The sequence below is a fragment of the Sphingosinithalassobacter tenebrarum genome (assembly GCF_011057975.1).
GTDB classification, from domain to species: Bacteria; Pseudomonadota; Alphaproteobacteria; order Sphingomonadales; family Sphingomonadaceae; genus Sphingomonas; species Sphingomonas tenebrarum.
Genome location: NZ_CP049109.1, coordinates 3,829,897 through 3,850,932, shown reverse-complemented (window position 1 = coordinate 3,850,932; position 21,036 = coordinate 3,829,897). Strand labels below are relative to the sequence as shown.

Genomic DNA, 21,036 nt, shown 5'->3' with positions numbered 1-21,036 from the left:
CAGCAAGCGACAGGAGGCCCCGCATGGCAAGCAAGGGACCGAAGCAGCAGGATACCGCCGCTCCGAAACCCGCGCAGCCGAAGAAGCCGGCTGCGACACGAAAGAAGACGTCCGCTCCGGCGGCCGCCAAGGCCGAAGCCAAGCCCGCCGAAACGGCGGCCGCTCCGGTCGCCGCGGCAGCGGAGACGACGCCGCAGGAAACCGCCAAGATCGAAACAGCGCCGGTCCCCACCGGCACCCCCGAACCCGCCGCGAAGGCCGAAGCGCCTGCCGCGATCAATGAGGAAGTGATTGCAATGGAAGCCACTGCCGAAACCACCATCAACCGGGCCCAGGCGATGTTCTCCGATTTCAACGACCGCACCAAGGCCGCCGTCGAGAAGTCGACGAAGATGGCCGAGGAAATGAACGACTTTGCCAAGGGCAATGTCGAAGCGCTCGTCGAATCGGGCAAGATCACCGCCAAGGGCTTTGAAAGCATGGGCCAGGAAGCCGCCGAATTCGGCCGCAAGTCGTTCGAGGAAGCGACCGCGGCGTTCAAGAACATGGCGTCGGTGAAGACCCCGGCCGATTTCTTCAAGCTGCAGAGCGACTATGTCCGCGGCGCGTTCGACGCCTATGTCGCCGAAGCCTCGAAGACGACCGAAGCGATGCTCAAGCTCGCCGGCGATGCCTCGCAGCCGATCTCGAGCCGCTTCGCCGTCGCGGCCGACAAGGCGAAGGCCGTCGCCTGAATCCCGGCACGCTGAACACTGAGTCGGGCGGTCGCGCATGTCGCGGCCGCCCGATTCGTGTCCGGGCGTCCGGCTACCGCGATTGACTGCGGGATCGGGCGGACCGAGGCGCGTTGTGCGGCGGCGTCGTGTCCCGGAACGACCACTTTCCGTGCCGGCCGCTGCCGGCGCCTCTTGCCCTTGGCGGGCCGGTTTCATATTTTTGTCCGCGTGATGGTCTCCAATCCCCTCCCTTTCCAGATGAACGAAGACGACGCCGAGGGCGGCGACGGTGACGGCGACGACGCGGTCGGCATCGCGACGCGCACGCGGACGCGGACCAAGAAGCCAACGCCGTATCGCGTGCTGATGCTCAATGACGATTACACGCCGATGGAATTCGTCGTGCTCGTCCTCCAGCGCTTCTTTCGTATGAACATGGAGGAGGCGACACGAGTCATGCTCCATGTCCATCAGCGCGGAGTCGGCGTGTGCGGCGTGTTCAGCTACGAAGTAGCGGAGACCAAGGTTGCGCAGGTGATCGAATTCGCGCGGCAGAACCAGCATCCGCTGCAATGCACTCTGGAAAAGGCCTGATCGCGCGATCGGTCTTGTTCAGCGCGGCGACGGCAGCCAGCCCAGGTCCAGCCCTTCATAGCGATTGACATAGTTGGCCTCGCGCCTGAGCGAATTTTCGTCGAGCAGCGTAACCCGGCCGCTTTCGCGCGCGATCATGCCTTCCTGTTCGAGCTGGCGCAGCATGCGATTGACATGGACCGAAGTGAGGCCGGTCGCGTCGCCGATCTCCTCCTGAGTCAGTCCCAGCGCGAAGCCGTTCGTCACCGAGCTGTCGGCTCTGCGCAACCGGTTGCGCAATTCGAGGAGCAGCGCCGCGATCCGCGCCTTGGCCGAGGTCCTCCCCAGCGCCGCGAGTCGATCGGTAAGCGCCACTCGCTGGATATTGTTGTAGACGAGCAGCAGTGCCGCCAGCCGGGGATGTTCGTCGAATATCGGTACGAGCAGGTTGCGCTCGAACGGGGCTACCACGGCGTCCGAAAGCGCGCACAGCGTCTCCGGGGCATCGCGATATATGAGCGCGCTTCCCAGCAGATCTCCGGGAAACATAAAGCGCAGAATCTGCCGGCTGCCATCGTCGAGGATGACATAGCTCATCATCATTCCCTTGCGGAGAATGAAGAGCTCGTTGCCGCGCTCCTTCTCGCGCAGCAGGATCGCGCCGCGCCGCAACTGGCGCTGCCGGCCTTCCAGCTTTTCAAGCGCCGCCGACTCGGCGCCGGTCAATTCAATCAGATGACCCAGATTTTCGGCGAAACAACTCGCGGACACACTTTGCTCCCCCAACATCGCAAGTGCAAAGCAGCGCCTTAAAATCAGTGCATTAAAGTCGATCAAGTCCGATCGACCCGCTTGCTCTTGCACCATTGCCGCCACCGGCTAGAAGCCCGGAAATGGACCGTATTTTGATCCGAGGCGGAAATCGCCTCTCCGGCCGCATTGCAATCTCGGGGGCGAAGAACGCCGCTTTGACCCTGCTTCCCTGCGCGCTTCTTACCGATGAACCGCTGACGCTGCGTAATCTGCCTCGCCTCGCAGATGTCGACAGCTTCGGACATTTACTGAATCAATTCGGCGTCTCGACAATGGTAGAAGGCGCCCGCCCGTCCGATTTCGGCCGCGTGATGACGATGCGCGCGGCGCGGCTCACCTCTACTGTCGCCCCTTATGACATCGTGCGCAAGATGCGCGCGTCGATCCTGGTGCTCGGCCCGCTGGTCGGCCGGATGGGCGAAGCGACAGTGTCGCTGCCCGGCGGATGCGCGATCGGTAACCGTCCGGTCGACCTTCACCTCAAGGCGCTCGAATCGATGGGCGCCGAAATCGAAGTGACCGCCGGCTATGTGAAGGCGACCGCTCCGGGCGGACGGCTGCCGGGCGGGCGAGTCAATTTTCCGATCGTGTCGGTCGGTGCGACGGAGAATGCCGTCATGGCTGCGGTGCTGGCAAAGGGGCCGACGCGAATCGAAAATGCCGCGCGAGAGCCGGAAATCGTCGATCTGTGCAATCTGCTGGTCGCGATGGGCGCCGCTATCGACGGGATCGGCACCGAAACGCTTGAGATCGAAGGGCGCGATGCGCTGCACGGCGCCACCTATCGCGTGATGCCCGACCGGATCGAGGCAGGCAGCTATGCCTGCGCGGCGGCGATCACGGGCGGCAGCGTCGATCTCGTCGGCGCGGCGGCCGGCGACATGCTCGCGACGCTCGATGCCCTGCGCGAAGCGGGCGTGACGGTGGAGGAGCGGCCCGACGCCATCCATGTCGAAGCCTCCAACGGCCTGTCGCCGCTAACGCTTTCGACGGCACCCTATCCGGGTTTTGCCACCGACATGCAGGCGCAGTTCATGGCGATGCTGTGCAAGGCAGATGGTGCCAGCGTGCTCACAGAGACGATCTTCGAGAACCGTTATATGCATGTGCCCGAACTCGCGCGCATGGGCGCCGACATCCAGGTGCGCGGCCGCGCGGCGGTGGTACGCGGTGTCGACAGGATGGTCGGCGCGCCGGTGATGGCAACCGATCTGCGCGCATCGATGAGCCTGATCATAGCTGGCCTCGCCGCCGAGGGGGAAACACAGGTCAACCGCGTCTATCACCTCGATCGCGGTTATGAGCGGCTGGAGGAAAAGCTGCAGGGCGTCGGCGCCGATATCGAGCGCGTCGGCGACGGCTGAAGTCGGGAGCAAGAGCGCTCCGGCCGAAATGATCGCGATCGGCCGGGGCGTTGCAAGCGATCAGAAGCTGGCCCAGTCGTCGGCGTCGGCCGGTTGCCTGGCGGGCACGGCCGCCAGCGCCGGGCGCGCGTTCGCGACGATCTGCGCAGTTCGCGACGGCATGGCGATGGCGGGCCGCGCCGCGCCGCGCGTTCCGGCGGCTTGCGTGATCACGAATGTCGATGCCTGGGCCGCCAGCGTATCGACTTCGCTCGTCAGCGACCGCGCGGCGGCGGAGGTTTCCTCCACCATCGCGGCGTTCTGCTGCGTCGCCTGGTCCATCGATGTCACCGCGCTGCTGATTTCGGTGATCGCGCCGGCCTGCGCCTGATTGTCTGCAGCCATGTCGCCGAGCAGGCCGTGCACCTGCGACACACCCTCGGTGATCGCGGAGAGCGCGGCGTCGACACGTTCGACTGCGCCGACCGCGGTTTCGATATCGCCCTGCGTTTCCGTGAGCTGGTCGCGGGCCCGGCCGGCTTCCTCTTCGGCGCGCATCGCGAGCGCCGAAACGAGATCGGCGACGACCGCGAAGCCGCGCCCTGCTTCGCCCGCGCGACCGGCCTCGACCGCAGCGTTCATCGCAAGCACGCGCGTCTGGAAGGCGATCTTGTCGAGCCCTTCGATCACGCTGTCGATGCCCTTGGCGCTTTCGGATACGCGCCCCATCGCCCGGACGGCCTCGTCGGCGATGTCGCGACCGCCCTTGACGGTGCTGATCGCGCCGTCGGCGCGGTCCACGGTACGTTCGGCAGCAGCGGCGGTTGCCTTGAGGCGGCCGTCCATCTGGGCGATCGATGCCGCGGTCTCCTCGAGGCTGGCCGCATTGGATTCGGTGCGGCGTGCCAGGTTTTCGGATGCCTGGGCGATCTCCTGCGATCCGGTGCGGATCGCGGCGGTGCTGGCGATTACCGTGCCGATCAGCGCGCGTAGGCTTTCCAGCGCCTTGTTGTAGTTGGATTTGAGCGTCACATAGTCGCCCTTGAAGTCGCTGGTGATCGCTGCGGTCAGATCGCCCCCCGACAGGCGTTCGAGCTGCGCACTGAACTCGGCGACGACCGCGCTCTGCTCGGCGGCGCTTGCCAACTGATCGCGTGCGGTGTCGCGAAAGGTGAACATCGCCTTGGTCATGCGTCCGACGCAATCTTCATAGTCGGTGAATTCGATATGGCTGTCGAGATCGCCAGCGGCCAGGGCTTCCATGCGGACCACCGTTGTCACATAGGGGTCGGCGATCGCCTTGCGAAAGCGCATGCCGAGAAGCCACGTCGCCCCCGTGAGGAAAGCCGCCAGCGGAAGACCGAGATAGAGCGGTAGAAACGCCGCAACAAGCGCGGCGAGCGCGACCTGCGCCGTCATCACCTGAAAAACGAAAAGCAGCTTGGCCCGTATCGGCGCCTTCGCTGTAAACCACTCCATTTCCGCCACCTGTCTTTGTGGCGCGCAGGCGCCTGATTTTCGTCATCATAGAAACGCTTTTCCCGGGGTCGTGCCGGTAAGATCAAAAAAAGGTCGTATATGCGCCGCAAACTAATCCAGATCAGGAAGTCTCTCGCGATCCGGCTTTGTTTGCGGCGCTTCGGGTCAGATCGCGTCGAGCGCGGCTTCGAAATCGGCGAGCAGATCGTCGGCATCCTCAACGCCGATCGAGATGCGTACCAGGTTGGGCGTGATAGCCAGTGCCTTTTTCCGCTCCTCCGGGACCGAGATATGCGTCATCGCCGCGGGCGCCGAGGCGAGCGTCTCGGTGCCGCCCAGGCTGACCGCCAGCTTGGCGATCTTAAGCGCATCGAGAAAGGCGAATGCCTCTTTCTCGCCGCCCTTCAGATAGAGCGAGAAAGTCGATCCCGCGCCGGTGCAGTGGCGGCGATAGATGTCGGCCTGGGCATCATCCTTGAGAAAGCCGAGATAGCCGACCTTCTCCACCTTGGGGTGGTTGCGCAGATATTCGCACACCTTCGCCGCATTTTCGCCCGCGCGGGTCATGCGCAGTTCGAGTGTCTCCAGGCTGCGCGACAGCATCCAGGCGGTATTGGGATCGCAGATCGTGCCGATGATGTTGCGCATCGCGCGGATCGGGTCGAGCATCTTCTTCGATCCCAGCACGCCGCCGGCGACGAGATCCGAATGGCCGCCGGCATATTTGGTGAGGCTGTAGACGACGATGTCCGCACCGTGGCGCAGCGGTTTCTGCCACAGCGGCCCGAGAAAGGTGTTGTCGATCGCGATCGGCGGGCCTTCATTCTTGCCGAACACGGCGTCGCGCGCTGCGACGACGGCTTCGATATCGACCAGCACATTGGTGGGGTTGGCAGGGCTTTCGAGGTAGATCAGCGCCACGCGCCCGTCGGCGGCCTTGCGCATCACCGCTTCCATCTCGTCCTGGCTGGCGGCGGCGGGGAAATCGAGCCAGTTGGCGCCGAACTTGCCCATCACCCGGCCGATCAGCGTTTCGGTGGCGGCATAGAGCGGCCCCGAATGAATGATCGTGTCGCCCGGATTGGTATGCGCGAGGAACAGAGTCGCGATCGCCGACATGCCCGAGGAAAAGGCAAGCGCTTCCTCGGCCTCTTCCCACACGCCCAGGCGGTCCTCGAGAATTTCCTGATTGGGGCCGTTGAAGCGGGAATAGACAAGGCCTTCCGATCCGCCCGGGCGGATGCCGGTAACGCCTTCGAAATGGCGCTTGCCTGCCGCGGCGTTGGGGAAGACGAACGTCGAGGTCGCGAAGATCGGAGGTTTCAGCGATCCTTCCGACAGCATGGGATCATAGCCATGCCCCATCATCAGCGTCGAAGGCTGCAGCTTGCGGCCGCCGATTTCCTCGATATCGGGTTTGGGCCGGCGGCGCGGCGTGATGCCGGTCATGTCGGCTTCGGTTTCGTCGGTCATGCAAATCCTCTCGAAAGTTCCGGTGCGCCGATAGTGACGCATGATACTACCCGTCTAACGCACCAGCGGCGGAATCGCATCCCGACCCGTCCGCCTATTGGCGCAACCGGTCGAGCGAACTGACGATGAACGCGGTCGACCAGGTGATCTGGACGAAGCCGATAAGCGCCTGCAGCGGCGGGATCAGTCGCCAGTCGGGCGATTTGATGGTTTCGGGAACGCCAAGCGTCGCATAGGTGGCGGCGGACAGGTGCAACGCATCGCCCGCGCCGTCGATGGTACCGACGGCATGGTAGAAAATCGCGAACAGGCTGATTTCGAACAGGTGCAGCGAGAACAGCGCCACGCCGAACAGCGAGATTCGCAGGATCGAGCGCAGGTTGATGTTGCGATCCTCGAAATGTTCGGGATGCACCCGCAGCAAACGGAATATGCCGATCAGCCCGACCGCGTGAACGACGGTCATCAGGATGATCGCTACGCCGCCGGCCGCGAGCTGATAGCCCAGTGCAATGCCGTCCCCTGTCATGCCGCCATCATCGCGGCGGGCGACGGAAAGTTCCTTAGCGCAGCCCTATCACGCTGATCTGCCGGCCATAATCCGATTCGCCGTGATGCGTGGCCCGGCGATAGCTGAAGAAGCGGTCCGGGTCCGCATAGGTGTCGAGCCCGAGCGCTTCGATCCGGCCGACCCCGGCCAGCGCGAGCCGATTCGCGACATAGGCTTCAAGGTCGAACTGGTGATGCCCCGGTCGCCCGGCTGCAAAGAAGCGCTCGTTTTCGGGGTCTTCGATCGTGAAACGCTTGAGAAAGGTCTCATCGACCTCATAGCTTGCCCGCGCGATGCACGGGCCGATCGCGGCGGCGATGCGACTGCGATCGGCGCCTAGCGTTTCCATCGCCGCGATGGTCGAATCGGTCACGCCGCCGATCGCACCTTTCCAGCCGGCATGGGCCGCGCCGACCACGCCGGCCGCGAGGTCGGCGAGCAACACCGGCGCGCAATCGGCGGTGAGGATGCCGAGCAGCAGCCCCGGCCGGTCGGTTACCAGCGCATCGGCATGCGGGCGCAGGCGATCCTCATAGGGTTCGATCACGCTCACGGCATCTGCCGAATGGACCTGGTACAGCGTGACGAGCCGTGCCCCGGGCAGCACCGCCTCGCTTGCGCGGCGCCGGTTTTCCGCCACGGCCTCCGCTTCGTCGGTCGACCCCGGGCCGACATTCAGCCCGGCATGCACGCCCGACGAAATGCCGCCGCGCCGCCCGAGAAAGCCGTGTGCCACGCCGTCGAGCGCGGCGGCGCGATTGACTTCGACCGGATCGGTCACAGGTCGCGCGCCCAGATGCGATCGTCGTCGATCTGGTTGCCGACGCGGAATTCGTATCGCCCGATTTCGGCAAAGCCGTATCGCGCATAGAAGCGCTGGGCGCGGATATTGTCGACATAGACGCTGAGCACCATGCGATCGTAGCCCCGCGCCCGGCCGCGATCCAGCGCCCAGTCCATCAGGCGCGGCGCGATGCCGCCACCGCGCTGTTCCGCCGCCACGTATAGCTGATGCAGTTCGATCGTCCGATCGCCCCAGTCGCCGGGGAACACCACCGGGCCGATCTTGGCGAATCCGGTGATCGCGCCGTCCTGTTCGGCGACGCGGATTTCATAGTCCGGGGAAGCGATCTGCGCGGGCAGGCCGGCGGGGCCGAAGGCTTCCTCGACGAAGCGACCAAGGTCTTCGGGGGCGTAGAGCGTTCCGAACACTTCGCTGAAAACACGGCCGGCAAAGGCGCCGAGCGCGGGGCCGTCCTCGCGCCGGGCGGCGCGCAGCACTGGCATCAGAAGCCTGCCGGTTCGGGTGCGCCGGGGGCGGCGATCGCCAGCATCTTGAACAGATGCCCCATCGTATCGGGCCCGGTCAGCCGCCGCATCGCGATATCGACATCCTCGGCATGCGCAGGCGCGGCGGCGGCGAGCGCGGCGGCACGCGGGCCGATGCCAAGCGCTTCGAGGAACGGTCCCTGCTCGACCGGGCCATAGGTTTCCAGATCCTCGGTCGCGGCTTCGGCGGCGAGCGTGGCGAAATCGACATGCGCGGTGAGGTCCTGTTCGCCGGGATCGGCGAAGGGATCGGCATATTCGTGACTACGTACCGCCTGCAGCGTTTCGCCGATCGCAGGGCCACGATAGCCGTAATCGGCGATCAGGCCGACGCCGCCCTGTTCGTGCAGCCGCGCGGCGAGCTGGCGCATCACGGCGATCCCGGCAGGCGAGGTTTCAAATACCGAACCCTCGGGCGCATCGCGCAGATGCTGCGGAACGATCTGGTCGAAGGCGCGGTCCCCGGTCACGGCGCGGAAGCGTCCGTCGCGGCAATCGACCAGCCGTTCGCACCAGCCCGCTTCGGTCCTGACGAACTGGCGGATCGGCAGCGCGTCGAAAAATTCGTTGGCGACGATCAGCAGCGCCGCATCGTCCGGCACGCCGACCAGATCGATATGCCATTCGGCATGCGGCACGGATTCGGCCTGCGCGGCGCGCAGCACCGGGCTGGTTTCGATGAAGTGCACCGGCGGCTCGAGCCCGACCTTCTTCATTGCACGCAACGCATCCGAGGCAAGCGTGCCGCGCCCGGGCCCCAGCTCGACATAGCGCACCGGCGGGCGATCGCCGCGTACCCAGATATCGGCCAGCCACAGGCCGATCAGTTCGCCGAACATCTGGCTGATTTCGGGCGCAGTGGTGAAATCGCCGCGCGCGCCGAGCGGATCGCGGGTCGCATAATAATGGCCGTTGGCCTCGCCCATATACTGGGCGAGCGGCATCGGCCCGCTCGTGGCGATCTGATCGGCGAGGCGCTGGGCGAACGGCGTCACCGGCTCAGGCGGCGGCTTCGCTGTCGGCCGGCACCGGGCGGACCCGGTCGGTCCGCTTGTTCGCGGTGACGATCAGCCATGCGCCGCCGATGATCATCGGCAGCGTCAGGATCTGGCCCATATGCACCACCGAATAGAGGAACGTGCCCTCGAACTGCGCATCGGCCTCGCGGAAGAACTCGACGAAGAAACGCGAGCAGCCATAGCCGAGCAGGAAGGTGCCGACGAGCATCCCCGGCTTGTAGCGCGCTCGCGTCTTCCAGAACATGAAGCTGAGGATCGCGAGCAGCAGCAGCCCTTCGAGCGCGGCTTCGTAAAGCTGGCTGGGATGGCGCGGATAGGGGCCGGCATAGGGGAACACGATTCCCCAGGGCACGTCGGTCACCTTGCCCCACAGTTCGCCGTTCACGAAATTGGCGCAGCGTCCGAAAAACAGCCCCAGCGGCGCGACCGTCGCGACATAGTCATGGACGCGCAGCCAATCGAGCCCATTTCTGCGCGCGGTATAGAACATCGCCGCCGAAGCGCCGAGCGCGCCGCCGTGGAACGACATGCCGCCGTCCCAGAGCTGCAATATCTGCAGCGGTTCGAGCAGCATTCCGGGCTGATAGAAAAGCACATAGCCGATCCGCCCGCCCAGAATGACACCGAGCGCGGCATAGAAGAACAGGTCGTCGGCATGGCGCGGCGCCATCGGCGCGCCGGGCTGTTTCAGCATCCGGTTCAGGATGACCCAGCCGAGGATCAGCCCGAAGATATAGGCCAGCGAATACCATTTCAGGGAAAGTGCATGGCCCCAAAGCATGACGGTGAAGACATCGGGATCGAGCCCCAGTTCGCTGAAATGCGTATAATTGCTGGCGACTGCGAGGATGGGTTCGATCACGTGGGAGAGCCTTTTCCGGCGCGGGTTCGCGGGTCTCTTATCGTGCCGGGGTGACAAACCCAAGATGGCAAAACGCATCGCTGCCGTGCGCGACGATGGCTGGCGAAGCGTGCGGAGGCGCGATAGAGCGGTGGCGATGGCGGACAAGGGACATGCGAATCGGGGGCCGAGCCGGCGCACGCTGCTGATCGGCGGCGGCGCGGGGATCGGTCTGGTCGTCGCCTGGAGCCTCTGGCCGCGCACCTACCTTCCCAATCTCACCGCCGAGCCGGGCGAGAGCATATTCGGCGCCTGGATCAAGATCGGCACCGACGGGCATGTCACGGTGGCGGTACCGCAGGCGGAGCTGGGCCAGGGAGTCTTCACTGCGCTGCCGCAGATCGTCGCCGACGAGCTGGGCGCCGACTGGCGGCGTGTCGGCGTCGAGGCGGCGCCGCTCAACCCGCTCTACGCCAACCCGCTCGCCGCATCGACGCTGTTCGAAGTCGCGCTGGGCGGTCTTCCCGACAACTGGCAGCGCAGCCATGCGACGCGCTCGTCGCTGATGCTGACCGCCGGATCGACATCGATCCGCCAGTTCGAACATCCGCTGCGCGTTGCCGGCGCCTCGGCGCGTGCGATGCTGTGCAAGGCGGCGTCGCGGCGCTGGAATACCGACTGGCAATCCTGCGGCACCGCCGGCAACGAAGTGGTGCATGGCGAAGCGCGTCTGGGCTTTGGAGAGCTGGCGGCGGAGGCCGTCAACGAAACGCCGCCCGACCCGGTTTTGCTGCGCGGCGGTGAGGAAAATCGCCTCACCGGCCGGGCTGTGCCCCGGCTTGACGTCCCGGCAAAGGTCGACGGCAGTCTCAATTTCGCGGGCGATATCCGCTTGCCCGACATGGTCTATGCCTCGATCCGACAGGCACCGCCGGGCGCGACGCGGCTGACGAAATATGACGGTGAGGCGGCCGATCGCGTGCGTGGCGTCTTCGCCAAGATTCGTACCGAGAAATGGATCGCTGCAGTCGCCAATAACGGCTGGGCCGCCGAACGCGCGGTCGAGGCGATGCAGCCGCAATTCGAATATGACGGCGAACCGGTAAACAGCGACACGATCGAGGCGGCGCTGACGACCGCACTCGAAAATGGCGGATCGCGTATCGCCTCGCAGGGCGACCTTTCGCCGGTGTTCCGCGATGCGCGCGTGGTGACTGCCGAATATCGCGTCGGGCTGGCGGCGCATGCGGCGATCGAGCCGATGACGGCGACTGCCTATTACGACAATGGCCGCCTGAGCCTGTGGATGCCCACTCAGGCACCGGCGCTCGCCCGGTCGGCCGCCGCACGCGCGGCGGGGCTGAGCGAGGAGCGCGTCGTCCTCCATCCGATGATGGCGGGCGGATCGTTCGGCGCGAAGCTCGAGCATGACGTCGCCGAACAGGCCGCCGTGCTCGCCAAGCGCGTGGAGCGGCCGGTGCAGCTCACCTGGCCGCGCAGCGAGGATATCGCGCATGACCGCTTCCGCCCCGCCGCCGCGGCGCGCCTCACCGCGCGGCTCGATGACAAGGGAGCGATCCTGGGCTGGCTGGCCAAGATCGCGGCGCCGGCGACGGGACGCGAGCTTGCCTCGCGGCTGCTGGGCGGCGATCTCGTCGCTTCGGCGTCGCTGGCACTGGGCAGCTCCGATCCCAGCGCCGTCGCGGGCGCGGTGCCTCCCTATGCCATCGCCAATCACGCGGTCGACCATCACCCCGCCGATATCGGCGTGCCGACCGGCCATTGGCGCTCGGGCGCGCACAGCTACACGGCGTTCTTCAGCGAAAGCTTCATCGACGAACTCGCCCATGTCGCGGGAACCGAGGCGCACAGCTTTCGCATGGCGATGCTCGGCGGCAATGCGCGGCTTGCACGGTGCCTCAACAGCGTCGCGCAGCTCGGCGGATGGCAGGGCGGCGTGCAGGGCAGCGGCCAGGGTATTGCCTGCCACGCCTTTCGCGATTCCTATATCGCCGTCCTGGCCGAGGCGCATATCGGCAGCGACAAGAAAGTCACCGTCGAACGGCTGGTCGCCGCGGTCGATTGCGGGCGCGTGATCAACCCCGATCTGGTACGCCAGCAGATCGAAGGCGGGCTGATCTTCGGCATGGCGGCCGCGCTCGGCGGATCGACCGGCTTCACCGAGAATCTGCCTGATGCGCGGCGCCTTGCCGATCTTCACCTGCCCACGCTTGCCAACGCGCCCGATATCACTGTCGAGCTGATCCGCAGCGGGTCCGATCCCGGCGGCGTCAGCGAACTCGCGGTGCCGCCGGTCGCGCCTGCCATCGCCAATGCGCTGCAGGCGAGTACCGGCGTCCGTTATCGCCGCCTGCCGCTGTTATCCGAGGCTTCATGACCCGCCCTTCCGATCATCCGCCGGTGCCGCCGAGCAAGGTGGGGGTGCTGCTCACCAATCTCGGCACGCCGGACGCGCCCGATGCGCCTTCGGTGCGCCGGTATCTGGGCGAATTCCTGTCCGATCGGCGCGTCGTGGAAATTCCGCCGCTGGTCTGGCAGCCGATCCTGCGCGGCATCATCCTGCGTACCCGCCCCAAGAAATCGGCGCATGCCTATGCCCAGGTCTGGGGCGAGGACGGCTCTCCGCTCGCCGCGATCACCAAGGCGCAGGCGGGCGCACTGGCCGGCGCCTTCGGGCCGGACGTGGTCGTCGACCATGCGATGCGCTACGGCAAGCCGGCGATCGGCGATCGGCTGGCAGCGCTGAAGGCGCAGGGATGCGACCGCATCCTGCTCGCGCCGCTCTATCCGCAATATTGCGGCGCGACGACTGCGACGGCCAACGATGCCGCCTTCGCCGAAATGGCCGGGATGCGCTGGCAGCCGGCGATCCGCACGCTGCCGCCCTATCATGACGATCCGGCCTATATCGATGCGCTCGCGCAGTCAGTGCGCGAAGGCGTGGCCGCGCTCGATTTCGAACCTGATGCGATCCTGGCGAGCTTCCACGGCATGCCCGAGCGCACGCTGCAGCTGGGCGATCCCTATCATTGCCAGTGCCGCAAGACGGCTCGGCTGCTGGGCGAAGGGCTCGGGCGCGAGCTGACAGTGACGTTCCAGTCGCGCTTCGGGCGGGCGAAATGGCTCGAACCGGCGACCGATACGGTGCTCGGAGAATTGCCGGCCAGCGGGGTGAGGAAAATCGCCATCATTGCGCCCGGCTTTTCGGCCGATTGCCTCGAAACGCTCGAGGAACTGGCGATCCGTGGACGCGAGACATTCGTGGAAGCGGGCGGAACCGATTTCGCCTATCTGCCTTGTCTCAACGACAGCGACCCCGGTGTCGCGATGTTGAAGAAGATTTTGGCGCGCGAGCTTGCAGGCTGGGTAGCGGCTGCATAGCTTCCGGGCGAATTATATTGGAGGGGAATGCAAGTGGCACGACGCATCGCCATCGTAACCGGCGGAACCCGCGGCATAGGCGAGGCGATCTGCCTCGCGCTGAAGGATCAGGGTGTAACCGTCGCAGCCAATTATGGCGGCGATGACGAAAAGGCCCGTATCTTTTCCGAACGCACCGGCATTCCCGCGTTCAAATGGGATGTCGGCGATTTCGATGCCTGCGCGGCGGGCGTCAAACAGGTCGAGGAAGCGCTCGGCGGCTCGGTCGACATCGTCGTCAACAATGCCGGCATCACGCGTGACGCGACGCTCCAGAAAATGTCGCGCGCGATGTGGGAAGACGTGATCCGCATCAATCTGGGCGGCTGCTTCAATATGGCGCATGCCACCTATCCCGGGATGCGCGAGCGCAAATGGGGCCGGATCGTCAATATCGGATCGATCAACGGTCAGGCGGGGCAGTATGGCCAGGTGAATTATGCCGCCGCCAAATCGGGCATTCACGGCTTCACCAAGGCGCTGGCACAGGAAGGCGCGCGGTTCGGCGTGACCGTGAACGCCGTCGCGCCGGGCTATATCGACACCGACATGGTCGCCGCCGTTCCCGCCGAAGTCCTCGAGAAGATCGTCGCCAAGATTCCGGTCGGCCGGTTGGGCCAGGCGAGCGAGATCGCGCGCGGCGTGGCGTTTCTCTGTTCGGAAGAAGCCGGCTTTGTCACCGGATCGACCATGTCGATCAACGGCGGCCAGCACATGTATTGAGCTGGCGGGCTGCTATAAGAATAAGGGGCCGGAACCTGTGCGGTTCCGACCCCGGCCCTCGATACGCAACCAGAGGGATTTTACGCGATAACTCCCGCGACCCTAAACGGGTTCCGTTGAAGGCTTGCTGAACGACATGGTTACTGAGCGTTCAGCATCTGCGATCGGCGCACTGGGGCGCGGATCCGCCTGGCGCTTCTTTCTGGCGGCGCTGATCCTGTCTGGCTTTGCGGGTGTGAAACCGCGATGGCGCGAGACGCTGGGACCGGCGCGGACGATCCACACCCGTCAGGTGATGCTCGACGCCGACGATCCCGATCGTCGCCGCGTCGGCGATCTCACTTATCTGGGCGGCGTGCGGCTGATGAGCCGCGACAGCGCCTTTGGCGGTTTTTCCGATCTTGTAGTGCGTGGCGACCGCTTCGTGCTGATCAGCGATCGCGGTGGCGTGGTGCGGTTTCGCATGGGCAAGGACTGGCGCCCGCGAGCGGTGCGCTTCGGCGATCTGGAGGAGGGGCCCGGGCCGGGCTGGAGCACGCTCGATCGCGACAGCGAATCGCTTGCGTTCGATCCGGCGGGGGGGAATTTCTGGGTCGGCTATGAGCGCGCCAACCAGATCTGGCGCTATGGCTCCGATCTGGCGCGCGCCACGGGCCATGCGGCACCCCCTGCAATGGCCGAGTGGAGTGACAATAGCGGGCTCGAATCGCTTACCCGGCTTTCCGACGGCAGTTTCCTCGCGCTTTCCGAATGGGGCAGCGCGGCGGGCCCCAGGCTGCGCGACGGCATCTGGTTCGCCGGCGACCCTGTCGATGCCCCGCGTCGCGGCTTTCGCTTTTATTATCGGCCGCCCAGCCGGTATGCCGCGACATCGCTGGTCGAACTGCCCGACGGCGATTTGCTGGTGTTGTTGCGGCGGCTCGATCCGCCGCTGCGCTTCTCGACCCGGATCGAACGAATCGCGCGCAGTGCGATTCGCAAGGGCGCGGTCGTGGAGGGGCGCGAGGTGGCTACGCTCGCCGCGCCGCTGATCCATGAGAATTTCGAAGGGATTGCCGTGTCGCGCGAGGGGAAGGACACGATTCTCTGGATCGTTTCCGACGACAATCTGATGCTGCTTCAGCGCAGCCTGCTGCTCAAATTCCGGCTCGAGCCGAATCGCGCACAGCAGAACGGCCCGCGCGCCGATGCTTCCCGGCGCGATGCACCAGGGAAAGAATAGGCGGACGGGCCGGAAACGCGAATCGTTCGGCGCAGGGCCGAATCGAAAGGATCAGGCAGCAGCCTCGGTGCCGGCGACCTTCTTGCGCACTTCGCGCTTCAGGCGACGGGCGCGCAGCGACAGCTGGTCGTCACGCGTCTTGAGGAGCCAGTTGTCCAGACCGCCGACATGCTCGACCGAACGCAGGCCGTGCGTCGAAACGCGCAGCTTAACGCTCTTGCCCAGAGCATCGGAGATCAGCGTCACATTCTGCAGGTTAGGCAGAAAGGTACGCTTGGTCTTGTTGTTGGCGTGAGAGACATTGTTTCCCACCTGCCGGCCCTTGCCGGTCAGCTCGCAAATGCGCGACATCGCTTCCAAATCCTGATTTCAGCCCGTTTCACAGGCCCGGAAAGAGCGCGCCGATACCCGCAATGGGACGCGGCGTCAACCGATTCACGGTTTACCGGGCAATCGGCATGGTTGATACAGCGTTAGGAGATTAGCGAATCTACGCAAGAGGGAGACAGGACGATGCGCGCGATTCTCGCCCTGATTGGTATTGCGGCGATTGCCGTAGTCGTTCTGATGTCGTTGGGCATGTTGTCGATCGAGCAGGAAGAAGGCGCGACGATGCCCAGCGTCAGTTTCAATGTCGAAGGCGGCAAGATGCCGTCGTTCAAGGCGAAGACCGGCACGATCGACATAAAGTCGACCGAGAAGACGATCGAACTGCCGACCGTCGAAATGCGCAACACCACGATTTCGCTGCCGTCGGTGGAAGTGAAGCAGGCGAGCGACGAGGGCGAAGCTGCGGCGGAGGAATGACCGTTCGCGATGCCTTTCGGCGGCACGGGTGACGTGATCGCCGCCGGGCGCTAGATGCGAAGGCGCATGTTTCCGCTACCCGAACCGATGCATGCGGCGCTTGCCGCCGCGCATGGCGCCGCTGCCGATGGCGAAGTGCCGGTTGGCGCCGTAATCACCTGCGAGGGCAGGATCGTCGCCAGCGCGGGCAATGCGCCGCGCGGGCAATGCGACCCCACTGCCCATGCCGAAATCCGTGCCATCCGTCAGGCGGCGCAGGCGCTGGGCCGCGACCGGCTGGAGGATTGCGATCTTTGGGTGACGCTCGAGCCCTGCGCGATGTGCGCGGGCGCGATCGCGCATGCCCGAATCGCCCGGCTTTACTACGGCGCTTCCGATCCCAAGGGCGGCGCGGTCGAGCACGGTCCGCGCCTCTTTTCGCAACCCACCTGTCACCATCGCCCGGAAATCTATGGCGGGATCGGCGAACGAGAGGCGGCTGGTCTGCTGAGGGATTTTTTCCGCGATCGACGCGCATGAAAAAGCCGGCCCCCGCGGGGACCGGCTTTCGATACGCAAACTGGATCGTTTCGGACGATCAATAGCCGTTTTGCTGAATCGGCACGAGCTTGATTTCGACTCGACGATTCTGGGCGCGGCCCGCTTCGGTCTCGTTCGATGCGACCGGCTGGGTCTCGCCGAAGCCGCGCGTGGCGATGCGCGCCGAATTGACGCCGTGGCTGCTCAGATAATCCGCCACCGATCCCGCGCGCCGTTCCGACAGCGCCTGGTTATAGGCTTCGGTACCGACCGAATCGGTGTGGCCGTACACGTCGACAAAGGTGTTCTCGTAATTGGCGAGCACATTGGAAACATCGTCCAGCGTGGTGCGGAACTGCGGCTGGATCGTCGAGCTGTCGGTCGCGAAGGTGACGTTCGACGGCATCGAGAGAATCAGGTCGTCGCCCTCGCGGATCACGTCGACATCGGTGCCGGCGGTGCGTTCGCGCAGCTCGCGCTCCTGCCGGTCCATATAGCTGCCGACCGCCGCGCCGGCGATGCCGCCGATGCCGGCACCGATCAGGCTTTCGGTACGGCTGTCGCGGCCGCCGATGATGTCGCCGAGCAGATAGCCGCCCAGTGCGCCGCCGATGCCGCCGATCGCCGCGCTGGAAATGCGGCGCTCACCGGTCACCGGATCGGTGACGCAGGCAGTAGTAATCGTCATCGCGCCCAGCGCCGCGGCGCCGAGAATCTTCGATCGAATATGCATATCGTTCCTCCTGTGGGCTGTGGCCCGATCAACCTTTCGGGGCGAAAAACCCGCCACCGGGGCGACTTGTTCCGCCACCGATTTGAACAGAGTATGACCAGCCAGTTGTTAAGCGCGCGAAAGTGGGGTTATGGAGGGCGCCTGCCTCATGGACCCGCTTCCTCCCTTTCCCTGGCTCGATGTCGCGATCATCTTTGCGCTGATCGCTCTCAATGGCCTGTTCGCCATGTCCGAACTGGCGATCGTTTCGGCGCGCAAGGCGCGGCTGGAAACGCTGGCGCGCGCGGGAAAGCGCGGTGCCGACACGGCGATGGAGCTTGCCGATGATCCGGGGAAGTTCCTTTCAACGGTGCAGATCGGCATCACGCTGATCGGGATCGTCGCGGGTGCCTATTCGGGCGCCAGCCTGGGCGAACCGGTCGCGGCGCGGCTCGAATCGCTGGGTATCGATTCGGGCACGGCCTATTCGCTCGGCCTCGCGCTGGTCATCGGGCTCACCACCTATGCCTCGCTGGTGGTCGGCGAACTGGTTCCCAAGCAATTCGCACTGCGCGCGCCCGAGCCGATCGCGATCGTGATGGCGGTGCCGATGCTGTGGCTCTCGCGAATCACCGCGCCGCTCGTCTGGCTGCTCGATTCGACCAGCGGGCTGATCTTCCGGCTGGTCGGCTTCGATCGCGAATCGGAAAATCGCGTTACTGCCGAGGAGCTGCATCTGCTCGTCGCCGAAGCGACCAAGTCGGGCGTGATCGAGGAGCATGAACGCTCGATCATCTCGGGCGTCGTCCGCCTTGCCGACCGGCCGGTGCGCGAAGTGATGACGCCGCGCACCGATGTCGACTGGCTCGACGTCGATCTCGACGACTTCGGGGTGCGCGAAAAATTGCTCGATACCCCGCATACCCGGCTGCCCGTCGCTGAAGGGTCGGTCGACAGCGTGATCGGCGTCGTCCAGGCGCGTGACATCGTCGCCGCGCTGTGCCGAGCCGAGCCGCTCGATCTGCGCAAGCTGATGCGCGACGCGCCAGTGCTGCCAGACCAGATCGATGCGATGGACGCGCTCGATGCGCTGCGCGCCGCCGAAGTGCCGATGGGCCTCGTCCATGACGAGTACGGCCATTTCGAAGGGATCGTGACGCCCGCCGACCTGCTCGCGGCGATCGCGGGCGAGTTCGTGTCCGATGTCGATCCCGACGACGACCCCGATCTGGTCGAGCGCGAGGACGGGTCGCTGCTGGTATCGGGTCAGATGTCGGCCGACAATCTGGCCGACCGGCTCGAAATCGAACTGCCCGAGGATCGCGACTATGCGACGGTTGCGGGGTTGGCGCTGGCGCACCTCAAGCACCTGCCCGAGGAAGGCGAGCGTTTCGAGGAACAGGGCTGGCGCTTCGAGATCGTCGACATGGACGAGCGCAAGATCGACAAGCTGCTGGTCGCGAAAGTCGACGAGGAATAATTCCTCCCGGAGCTTGTCTCGGGGAGGGGGACCGTCGCGAAGCGATGGTGGAGGGGCATGGCCACAGGCGCGTCGCTCAAGGCCGCGAACCCGAAATTACAGCACCGCCTCGCCGCGAAACATCGGCACGCAATCGCCGCCGACGCTGGCGTATATCCAGCCATCCACGCGGCGCGCGCTGAGCGAGAGGGTGCTGGGGCGGCCCATCTCGACGCCCTGGACCGATTCGAACCGGGCTTCGTCGCCGCCGTCGCAATCGAGCAGCAACGCGGCAAGCGTCGCATTGGCGCTGCCCGTGGCGGGGTCTTCCCATGTCCCGGCGAGCGGCGCGAACATGCGCGCGCGGATGGTGTTTCCTTCGCGGGCATAGAGGAAGAGCGAGAGCCGTTCCGAGTCGCCCTCGACCAGCGCCAGCGCCGCGCGGAACGCGGCGATGTCGGGAGCCGCACGGCCGATCGCGTCAGCCGCGACCTGCGCGATTATGAAATCCACGCCGACGGTCGCGCGGACGGGCGCGTGCGTGTCGGTCACGAAATCGCGTTCGTCGAGCCCGACACAGGCGGCAAGCGGCGGCACCGGCAGCTCGCCGAGCCGCTGCAGCGACTGCGGCGCGTCGATTTCCGCGCCGACGGGATTGCCCGCATCGCGCCGCAACCGCACCGTCACCAGCCCGGCCGTCTCCTCGAACCGCAGCACGTCGCCACACCCTTCGCGCAAGCCGGCGAGCACATAGGCTGTGCCGACATTGGGATGCCCGGCGAAGGGCATTTCCGCGGTCGGATTGAAGATGCGCACGCGCGCATCGTTGGCGCCGTCGGCGGGCGGCAGCACGAAGGTCGTCTCGCTGTAATTCATCTCGGCGGCGAGCGCCTGCATCTCGGCGTCGCTCAGCCCCTCGGCATCGGTGAACACGGCGAGCGGATTGCCGCCGAAACGCCGATCGGTGAAGACGTCGACCGTGCTGTAGGCGAAGCGCCGCGCGGCGCCCGGAGCCGTCGTCACCGGGTCGGAACGGGCGTATCGCCCGAATAGTCATAGAAGCCGCGCCCGGTCTTGCGACCGTACCAGCCGGCCTCGACATATTTGATCAGCAGCGGGGCGGGGCGGTATTTGGGGTCGCCGGTGCCTTCGTGCAGCACCTTGCAGATTTCGAGGCACGTATCGAGCCCGATGAAATCAGCGAGCGTCAGCGGGCCCATCGGGTGATTGAGCCCGAGCTTCACTGCGGTATCGATGTCGGGGATGGTCGCGACACCTTCGCCGAGCGCGAAGCACGCTTCGTTGAGCATCGGCATCAGCACGCGATTGACGATGAACCCGGGCGCGTCATTGGCGTGAACGATCGCCTTGCCGAGCGACTGTCCGAAAGCCTCCACCGCCGAAACGGTCGCGTCCGACGTCGCCAGCCCGCGAATCAGTTCGATCAGGCCCATGACGGGCACGGGATTGAAGAAATGCACGCCCATGAAGCGCGCCGGATCGGGCGAAGCCTGCGCCAGCCGCGTGATCGGGATCGAGGAGGTGTTGCTCGCCAGGATCGCGCTGTCGCTCAGCACTTTGCCGACATTTTCGAAGATCTTCCGCTTGATTTCCTCGCGCTCGGTTGCCGCCTCGATCACCAGGTCGCACGGCGCCATTTCAGCAACGTCGCCGATACAGGTCAGGTTGGCGAGCGCCGCGTCGCGCGCGTCTGAGGTGATCTTTTCCTTCTCGACGGCGCGGGCGAGCTGCTTGGCGATGCCCGCCTTGCCCTTTTCGGCATGCGCCAGATCGAGGTCGGAGAGCAGTACGCTGTAACCCGTCTGCGCCGAAACCTGCGCGATCCCCGCGCCCATCTGTCCCGCACCGATCACGCCGATGGTCTTCATAGCTGCCTCCTGAATGGTTGGCTGCGCTTTATCGGCTGGGGTGCGGGAGGAGCAAGCGGTTCGATCCGCAGATGACCGTTGGCCCTGAGCCTGTCGAAGGGCCGTTCTTCTTCTGCCACTGGGCGAGA

General features: G+C 65.5%; 22 protein-coding genes. 10 read left to right on the top strand and 12 right to left on the bottom strand.

What is annotated here, in order from left to right; all coding sequences use genetic code 11:
- Positions 1-23 precede the first annotated feature (23 nt).
- Together G5C33_RS19120 and clpS are read left to right on the top strand one after the other, a co-directional pair.
- Positions 24-734, top strand: a complete 711-nt coding sequence (locus G5C33_RS19120) for a phasin family protein (protein WP_165328603.1) — start codon at positions 24-26, stop codon at positions 732-734.
- A 240-nt stretch (positions 735-974) separates the two neighbouring features.
- A complete protein-coding gene (gene clpS / locus G5C33_RS19115) occupies positions 975-1,310 on the top strand; it encodes an ATP-dependent Clp protease adapter ClpS (protein WP_165328602.1) in 336 nt (111 codons plus the stop codon).
- Positions 1,311-1,328: 18 nt separating this feature from the next.
- Here clpS and G5C33_RS19110 read toward each other — a convergent pair whose 3' ends face one another.
- On the bottom strand, positions 1,329-2,078 hold the full coding sequence (locus tag G5C33_RS19110; protein WP_165328960.1) for a Crp/Fnr family transcriptional regulator: 750 nt from the start codon (positions 2,076-2,078) through the stop codon (positions 1,329-1,331).
- A 104-nt stretch (positions 2,079-2,182) separates the two neighbouring features.
- Here G5C33_RS19110 and murA point away from each other — a divergent pair, with 104 nt between their 5' ends.
- Complete coding sequence (gene murA / locus G5C33_RS19105) at positions 2,183-3,466, top strand: UDP-N-acetylglucosamine 1-carboxyvinyltransferase (protein WP_165328601.1); 1,284 nt, start codon at positions 2,183-2,185, stop codon at positions 3,464-3,466.
- Between the two features lie 60 nt (positions 3,467-3,526).
- Here the strand turns inward: murA and G5C33_RS19100 are convergent, their stop codons facing one another.
- The 7 genes from G5C33_RS19100 to lgt form a co-directional block, all read right to left on the bottom strand.
- Positions 3,527-4,924 (bottom strand): methyl-accepting chemotaxis protein, encoded by a 1,398-nt coding sequence (locus G5C33_RS19100; RefSeq protein ID WP_165328600.1) that lies wholly within the window; start codon positions 4,922-4,924, stop codon positions 3,527-3,529.
- Positions 4,925-5,089: 165 nt separating this feature from the next.
- Positions 5,090-6,397, bottom strand: coding sequence for a cystathionine gamma-synthase family protein (locus G5C33_RS19095; RefSeq protein ID WP_165328599.1), 1,308 nt, complete (start codon positions 6,395-6,397; stop codon positions 5,090-5,092).
- Positions 6,398-6,491: 94 nt separating this feature from the next.
- The gene (locus G5C33_RS19090) at positions 6,492-6,926 is read right to left on the bottom strand and encodes a hypothetical protein (RefSeq protein WP_165328598.1); all 435 of its coding nucleotides are present in this window, start codon (positions 6,924-6,926) and stop codon (positions 6,492-6,494) included.
- Between the two features lie 34 nt (positions 6,927-6,960).
- The gene (gene pgeF, locus G5C33_RS19085) at positions 6,961-7,728 is read right to left on the bottom strand and encodes a peptidoglycan editing factor PgeF (protein ID WP_165328597.1); all 768 of its coding nucleotides are present in this window, start codon (positions 7,726-7,728) and stop codon (positions 6,961-6,963) included.
- The gene (locus tag G5C33_RS19080) at positions 7,725-8,234 is read right to left on the bottom strand and encodes a GNAT family N-acetyltransferase (RefSeq protein WP_165328596.1); all 510 of its coding nucleotides are present in this window, start codon (positions 8,232-8,234) and stop codon (positions 7,725-7,727) included. Before G5C33_RS19080 ends, pgeF begins: the two co-directional genes overlap by 4 nt.
- On the bottom strand, positions 8,234-9,271 hold the full coding sequence (locus G5C33_RS19075; protein ID WP_407698055.1) for a class I SAM-dependent methyltransferase: 1,038 nt from the start codon (positions 9,269-9,271) through the stop codon (positions 8,234-8,236). Before G5C33_RS19075 ends, G5C33_RS19080 begins: the two co-directional genes overlap by 1 nt.
- A gap of 4 nt (positions 9,272-9,275) precedes the next feature.
- Positions 9,276-10,157 (bottom strand): prolipoprotein diacylglyceryl transferase, encoded by an 882-nt coding sequence (gene lgt, locus G5C33_RS19070; RefSeq protein ID WP_206518599.1) that lies wholly within the window; start codon positions 10,155-10,157, stop codon positions 9,276-9,278.
- A 136-nt stretch (positions 10,158-10,293) separates the two neighbouring features.
- Here lgt and G5C33_RS19065 point away from each other — a divergent pair, with 136 nt between their 5' ends.
- The 4 genes from G5C33_RS19065 to G5C33_RS19050 all read left to right on the top strand — a co-directional run bounded on the left by G5C33_RS19065 (position 10,294) and on the right by G5C33_RS19050 (position 15,522).
- Positions 10,294-12,534, top strand: a complete 2,241-nt coding sequence (locus G5C33_RS19065; protein WP_165328958.1) for a xanthine dehydrogenase family protein molybdopterin-binding subunit — start codon at positions 10,294-10,296, stop codon at positions 12,532-12,534.
- Positions 12,531-13,538 (top strand): ferrochelatase, encoded by a 1,008-nt coding sequence (gene hemH / locus G5C33_RS19060; RefSeq protein WP_165328594.1) that lies wholly within the window; start codon positions 12,531-12,533, stop codon positions 13,536-13,538. The genes G5C33_RS19065 and hemH overlap by 4 nt, the downstream gene beginning before the upstream one ends.
- A gap of 33 nt (positions 13,539-13,571) precedes the next feature.
- Positions 13,572-14,300, top strand: coding sequence for an acetoacetyl-CoA reductase (gene phbB, locus G5C33_RS19055; RefSeq protein ID WP_228275135.1), 729 nt, complete (start codon positions 13,572-13,574; stop codon positions 14,298-14,300).
- A 136-nt stretch (positions 14,301-14,436) separates the two neighbouring features.
- Positions 14,437-15,522 (top strand): esterase-like activity of phytase family protein, encoded by a 1,086-nt coding sequence (locus tag G5C33_RS19050; RefSeq protein WP_165328592.1) that lies wholly within the window; start codon positions 14,437-14,439, stop codon positions 15,520-15,522.
- A gap of 51 nt (positions 15,523-15,573) precedes the next feature.
- Here the strand turns inward: G5C33_RS19050 and rpmB are convergent, their stop codons facing one another.
- Positions 15,574-15,873: a 50S ribosomal protein L28 gene (gene rpmB / locus G5C33_RS19045; RefSeq protein ID WP_165328957.1), complete on the bottom strand. Its 300-nt coding sequence runs from the start codon at positions 15,871-15,873 to the stop codon at positions 15,574-15,576.
- Between the two features lie 162 nt (positions 15,874-16,035).
- Here rpmB and G5C33_RS19040 point away from each other — a divergent pair, with 162 nt between their 5' ends.
- The gene (locus tag G5C33_RS19040; RefSeq protein ID WP_165328591.1) at positions 16,036-16,329 is read left to right on the top strand and encodes a hypothetical protein; all 294 of its coding nucleotides are present in this window, start codon (positions 16,036-16,038) and stop codon (positions 16,327-16,329) included.
- Between the two features lie 87 nt (positions 16,330-16,416).
- The gene (locus G5C33_RS19035) at positions 16,417-16,848 is read left to right on the top strand and encodes a nucleoside deaminase (RefSeq protein ID WP_165328956.1); all 432 of its coding nucleotides are present in this window, start codon (positions 16,417-16,419) and stop codon (positions 16,846-16,848) included.
- Positions 16,849-16,906: 58 nt separating this feature from the next.
- Here the strand turns inward: G5C33_RS19035 and G5C33_RS19030 are convergent, their stop codons facing one another.
- Positions 16,907-17,581, bottom strand: a complete 675-nt coding sequence (locus G5C33_RS19030; RefSeq protein WP_165328590.1) for an OmpA family protein — start codon at positions 17,579-17,581, stop codon at positions 16,907-16,909.
- Positions 17,582-17,729: 148 nt separating this feature from the next.
- On the opposite strand from G5C33_RS19030, the gene G5C33_RS19025 reads away from it, so the two are divergent.
- Positions 17,730-19,040 carry a hemolysin family protein gene (locus G5C33_RS19025; RefSeq protein WP_165328589.1) on the top strand — a complete coding sequence of 437 codons (1,311 nt, stop codon included), beginning with the start codon at positions 17,730-17,732 and terminating at the stop codon, positions 19,038-19,040.
- 96 nt (positions 19,041-19,136) lie between these two features.
- On the opposite strand, the gene G5C33_RS19020 is transcribed toward G5C33_RS19025, so the two are convergent.
- Together G5C33_RS19020 and G5C33_RS19015 are read right to left on the bottom strand one after the other, a co-directional pair.
- Entirely contained in the window at positions 19,137-20,042 is a 906-nt protein-coding gene (locus G5C33_RS19020; protein ID WP_165328588.1) for a PhzF family phenazine biosynthesis protein, read from the bottom strand.
- A complete protein-coding gene (locus tag G5C33_RS19015) occupies positions 20,039-20,908 on the bottom strand; it encodes a 3-hydroxybutyryl-CoA dehydrogenase (protein ID WP_165328587.1) in 870 nt (289 codons plus the stop codon). The genes G5C33_RS19020 and G5C33_RS19015 overlap by 4 nt, the downstream gene beginning before the upstream one ends.
- Positions 20,909-21,036: the final 128 nt, after the last annotated feature.

Excerpts from the sequence above, each read along its gene's own strand:
- hemH (WP_165328594.1), top strand. The coding sequence starts at position 12,531 with ATGACCCGCCCTTCCGATCATCCGCCGGTGCCGCCGAGCAAGGTGGGG.
- G5C33_RS19110 (WP_165328960.1), bottom strand. The coding sequence starts at position 2,078 with ATGTTGGGGGAGCAAAGTGTGTCCGCGAGTTGTTTCGCCGAAAATCTG.
- G5C33_RS19090 (WP_165328598.1), bottom strand. The coding sequence starts at position 6,926 with ATGACAGGGGACGGCATTGCACTGGGCTATCAGCTCGCGGCCGGCGGC.
- murA (WP_165328601.1), top strand. The coding sequence starts at position 2,183 with ATGGACCGTATTTTGATCCGAGGCGGAAATCGCCTCTCCGGCCGCATT.
- rpmB (WP_165328957.1), bottom strand. The coding sequence starts at position 15,873 with ATGTCGCGCATTTGCGAGCTGACCGGCAAGGGCCGGCAGGTGGGAAAC.
- G5C33_RS19120 (WP_165328603.1), top strand. The coding sequence starts at position 24 with ATGGCAAGCAAGGGACCGAAGCAGCAGGATACCGCCGCTCCGAAACCC.
- G5C33_RS19095 (WP_165328599.1), bottom strand. The coding sequence starts at position 6,397 with ATGACCGACGAAACCGAAGCCGACATGACCGGCATCACGCCGCGCCGC.
- G5C33_RS19030 (WP_165328590.1), bottom strand. The coding sequence starts at position 17,581 with ATGCATATTCGATCGAAGATTCTCGGCGCCGCGGCGCTGGGCGCGATG.
- G5C33_RS19015 (WP_165328587.1), bottom strand. The coding sequence starts at position 20,908 with ATGAAGACCATCGGCGTGATCGGTGCGGGACAGATGGGCGCGGGGATC.
- G5C33_RS19035 (WP_165328956.1), top strand. The coding sequence starts at position 16,417 with ATGCATGCGGCGCTTGCCGCCGCGCATGGCGCCGCTGCCGATGGCGAA.
- G5C33_RS19065 (WP_165328958.1), top strand. The coding sequence starts at position 10,294 with ATGGCGGACAAGGGACATGCGAATCGGGGGCCGAGCCGGCGCACGCTG.
- G5C33_RS19080 (WP_165328596.1), bottom strand. The coding sequence starts at position 8,234 with ATGCCAGTGCTGCGCGCCGCCCGGCGCGAGGACGGCCCCGCGCTCGGC.
- clpS (WP_165328602.1), top strand. The coding sequence starts at position 975 with ATGAACGAAGACGACGCCGAGGGCGGCGACGGTGACGGCGACGACGCG.
- G5C33_RS19100 (WP_165328600.1), bottom strand. The coding sequence starts at position 4,924 with ATGGAGTGGTTTACAGCGAAGGCGCCGATACGGGCCAAGCTGCTTTTC.
- G5C33_RS19025 (WP_165328589.1), top strand. The coding sequence starts at position 17,730 with ATGGACCCGCTTCCTCCCTTTCCCTGGCTCGATGTCGCGATCATCTTT.
- G5C33_RS19040 (WP_165328591.1), top strand. The coding sequence starts at position 16,036 with ATGCGCGCGATTCTCGCCCTGATTGGTATTGCGGCGATTGCCGTAGTC.
- G5C33_RS19050 (WP_165328592.1), top strand. The coding sequence starts at position 14,437 with ATGGTTACTGAGCGTTCAGCATCTGCGATCGGCGCACTGGGGCGCGGA.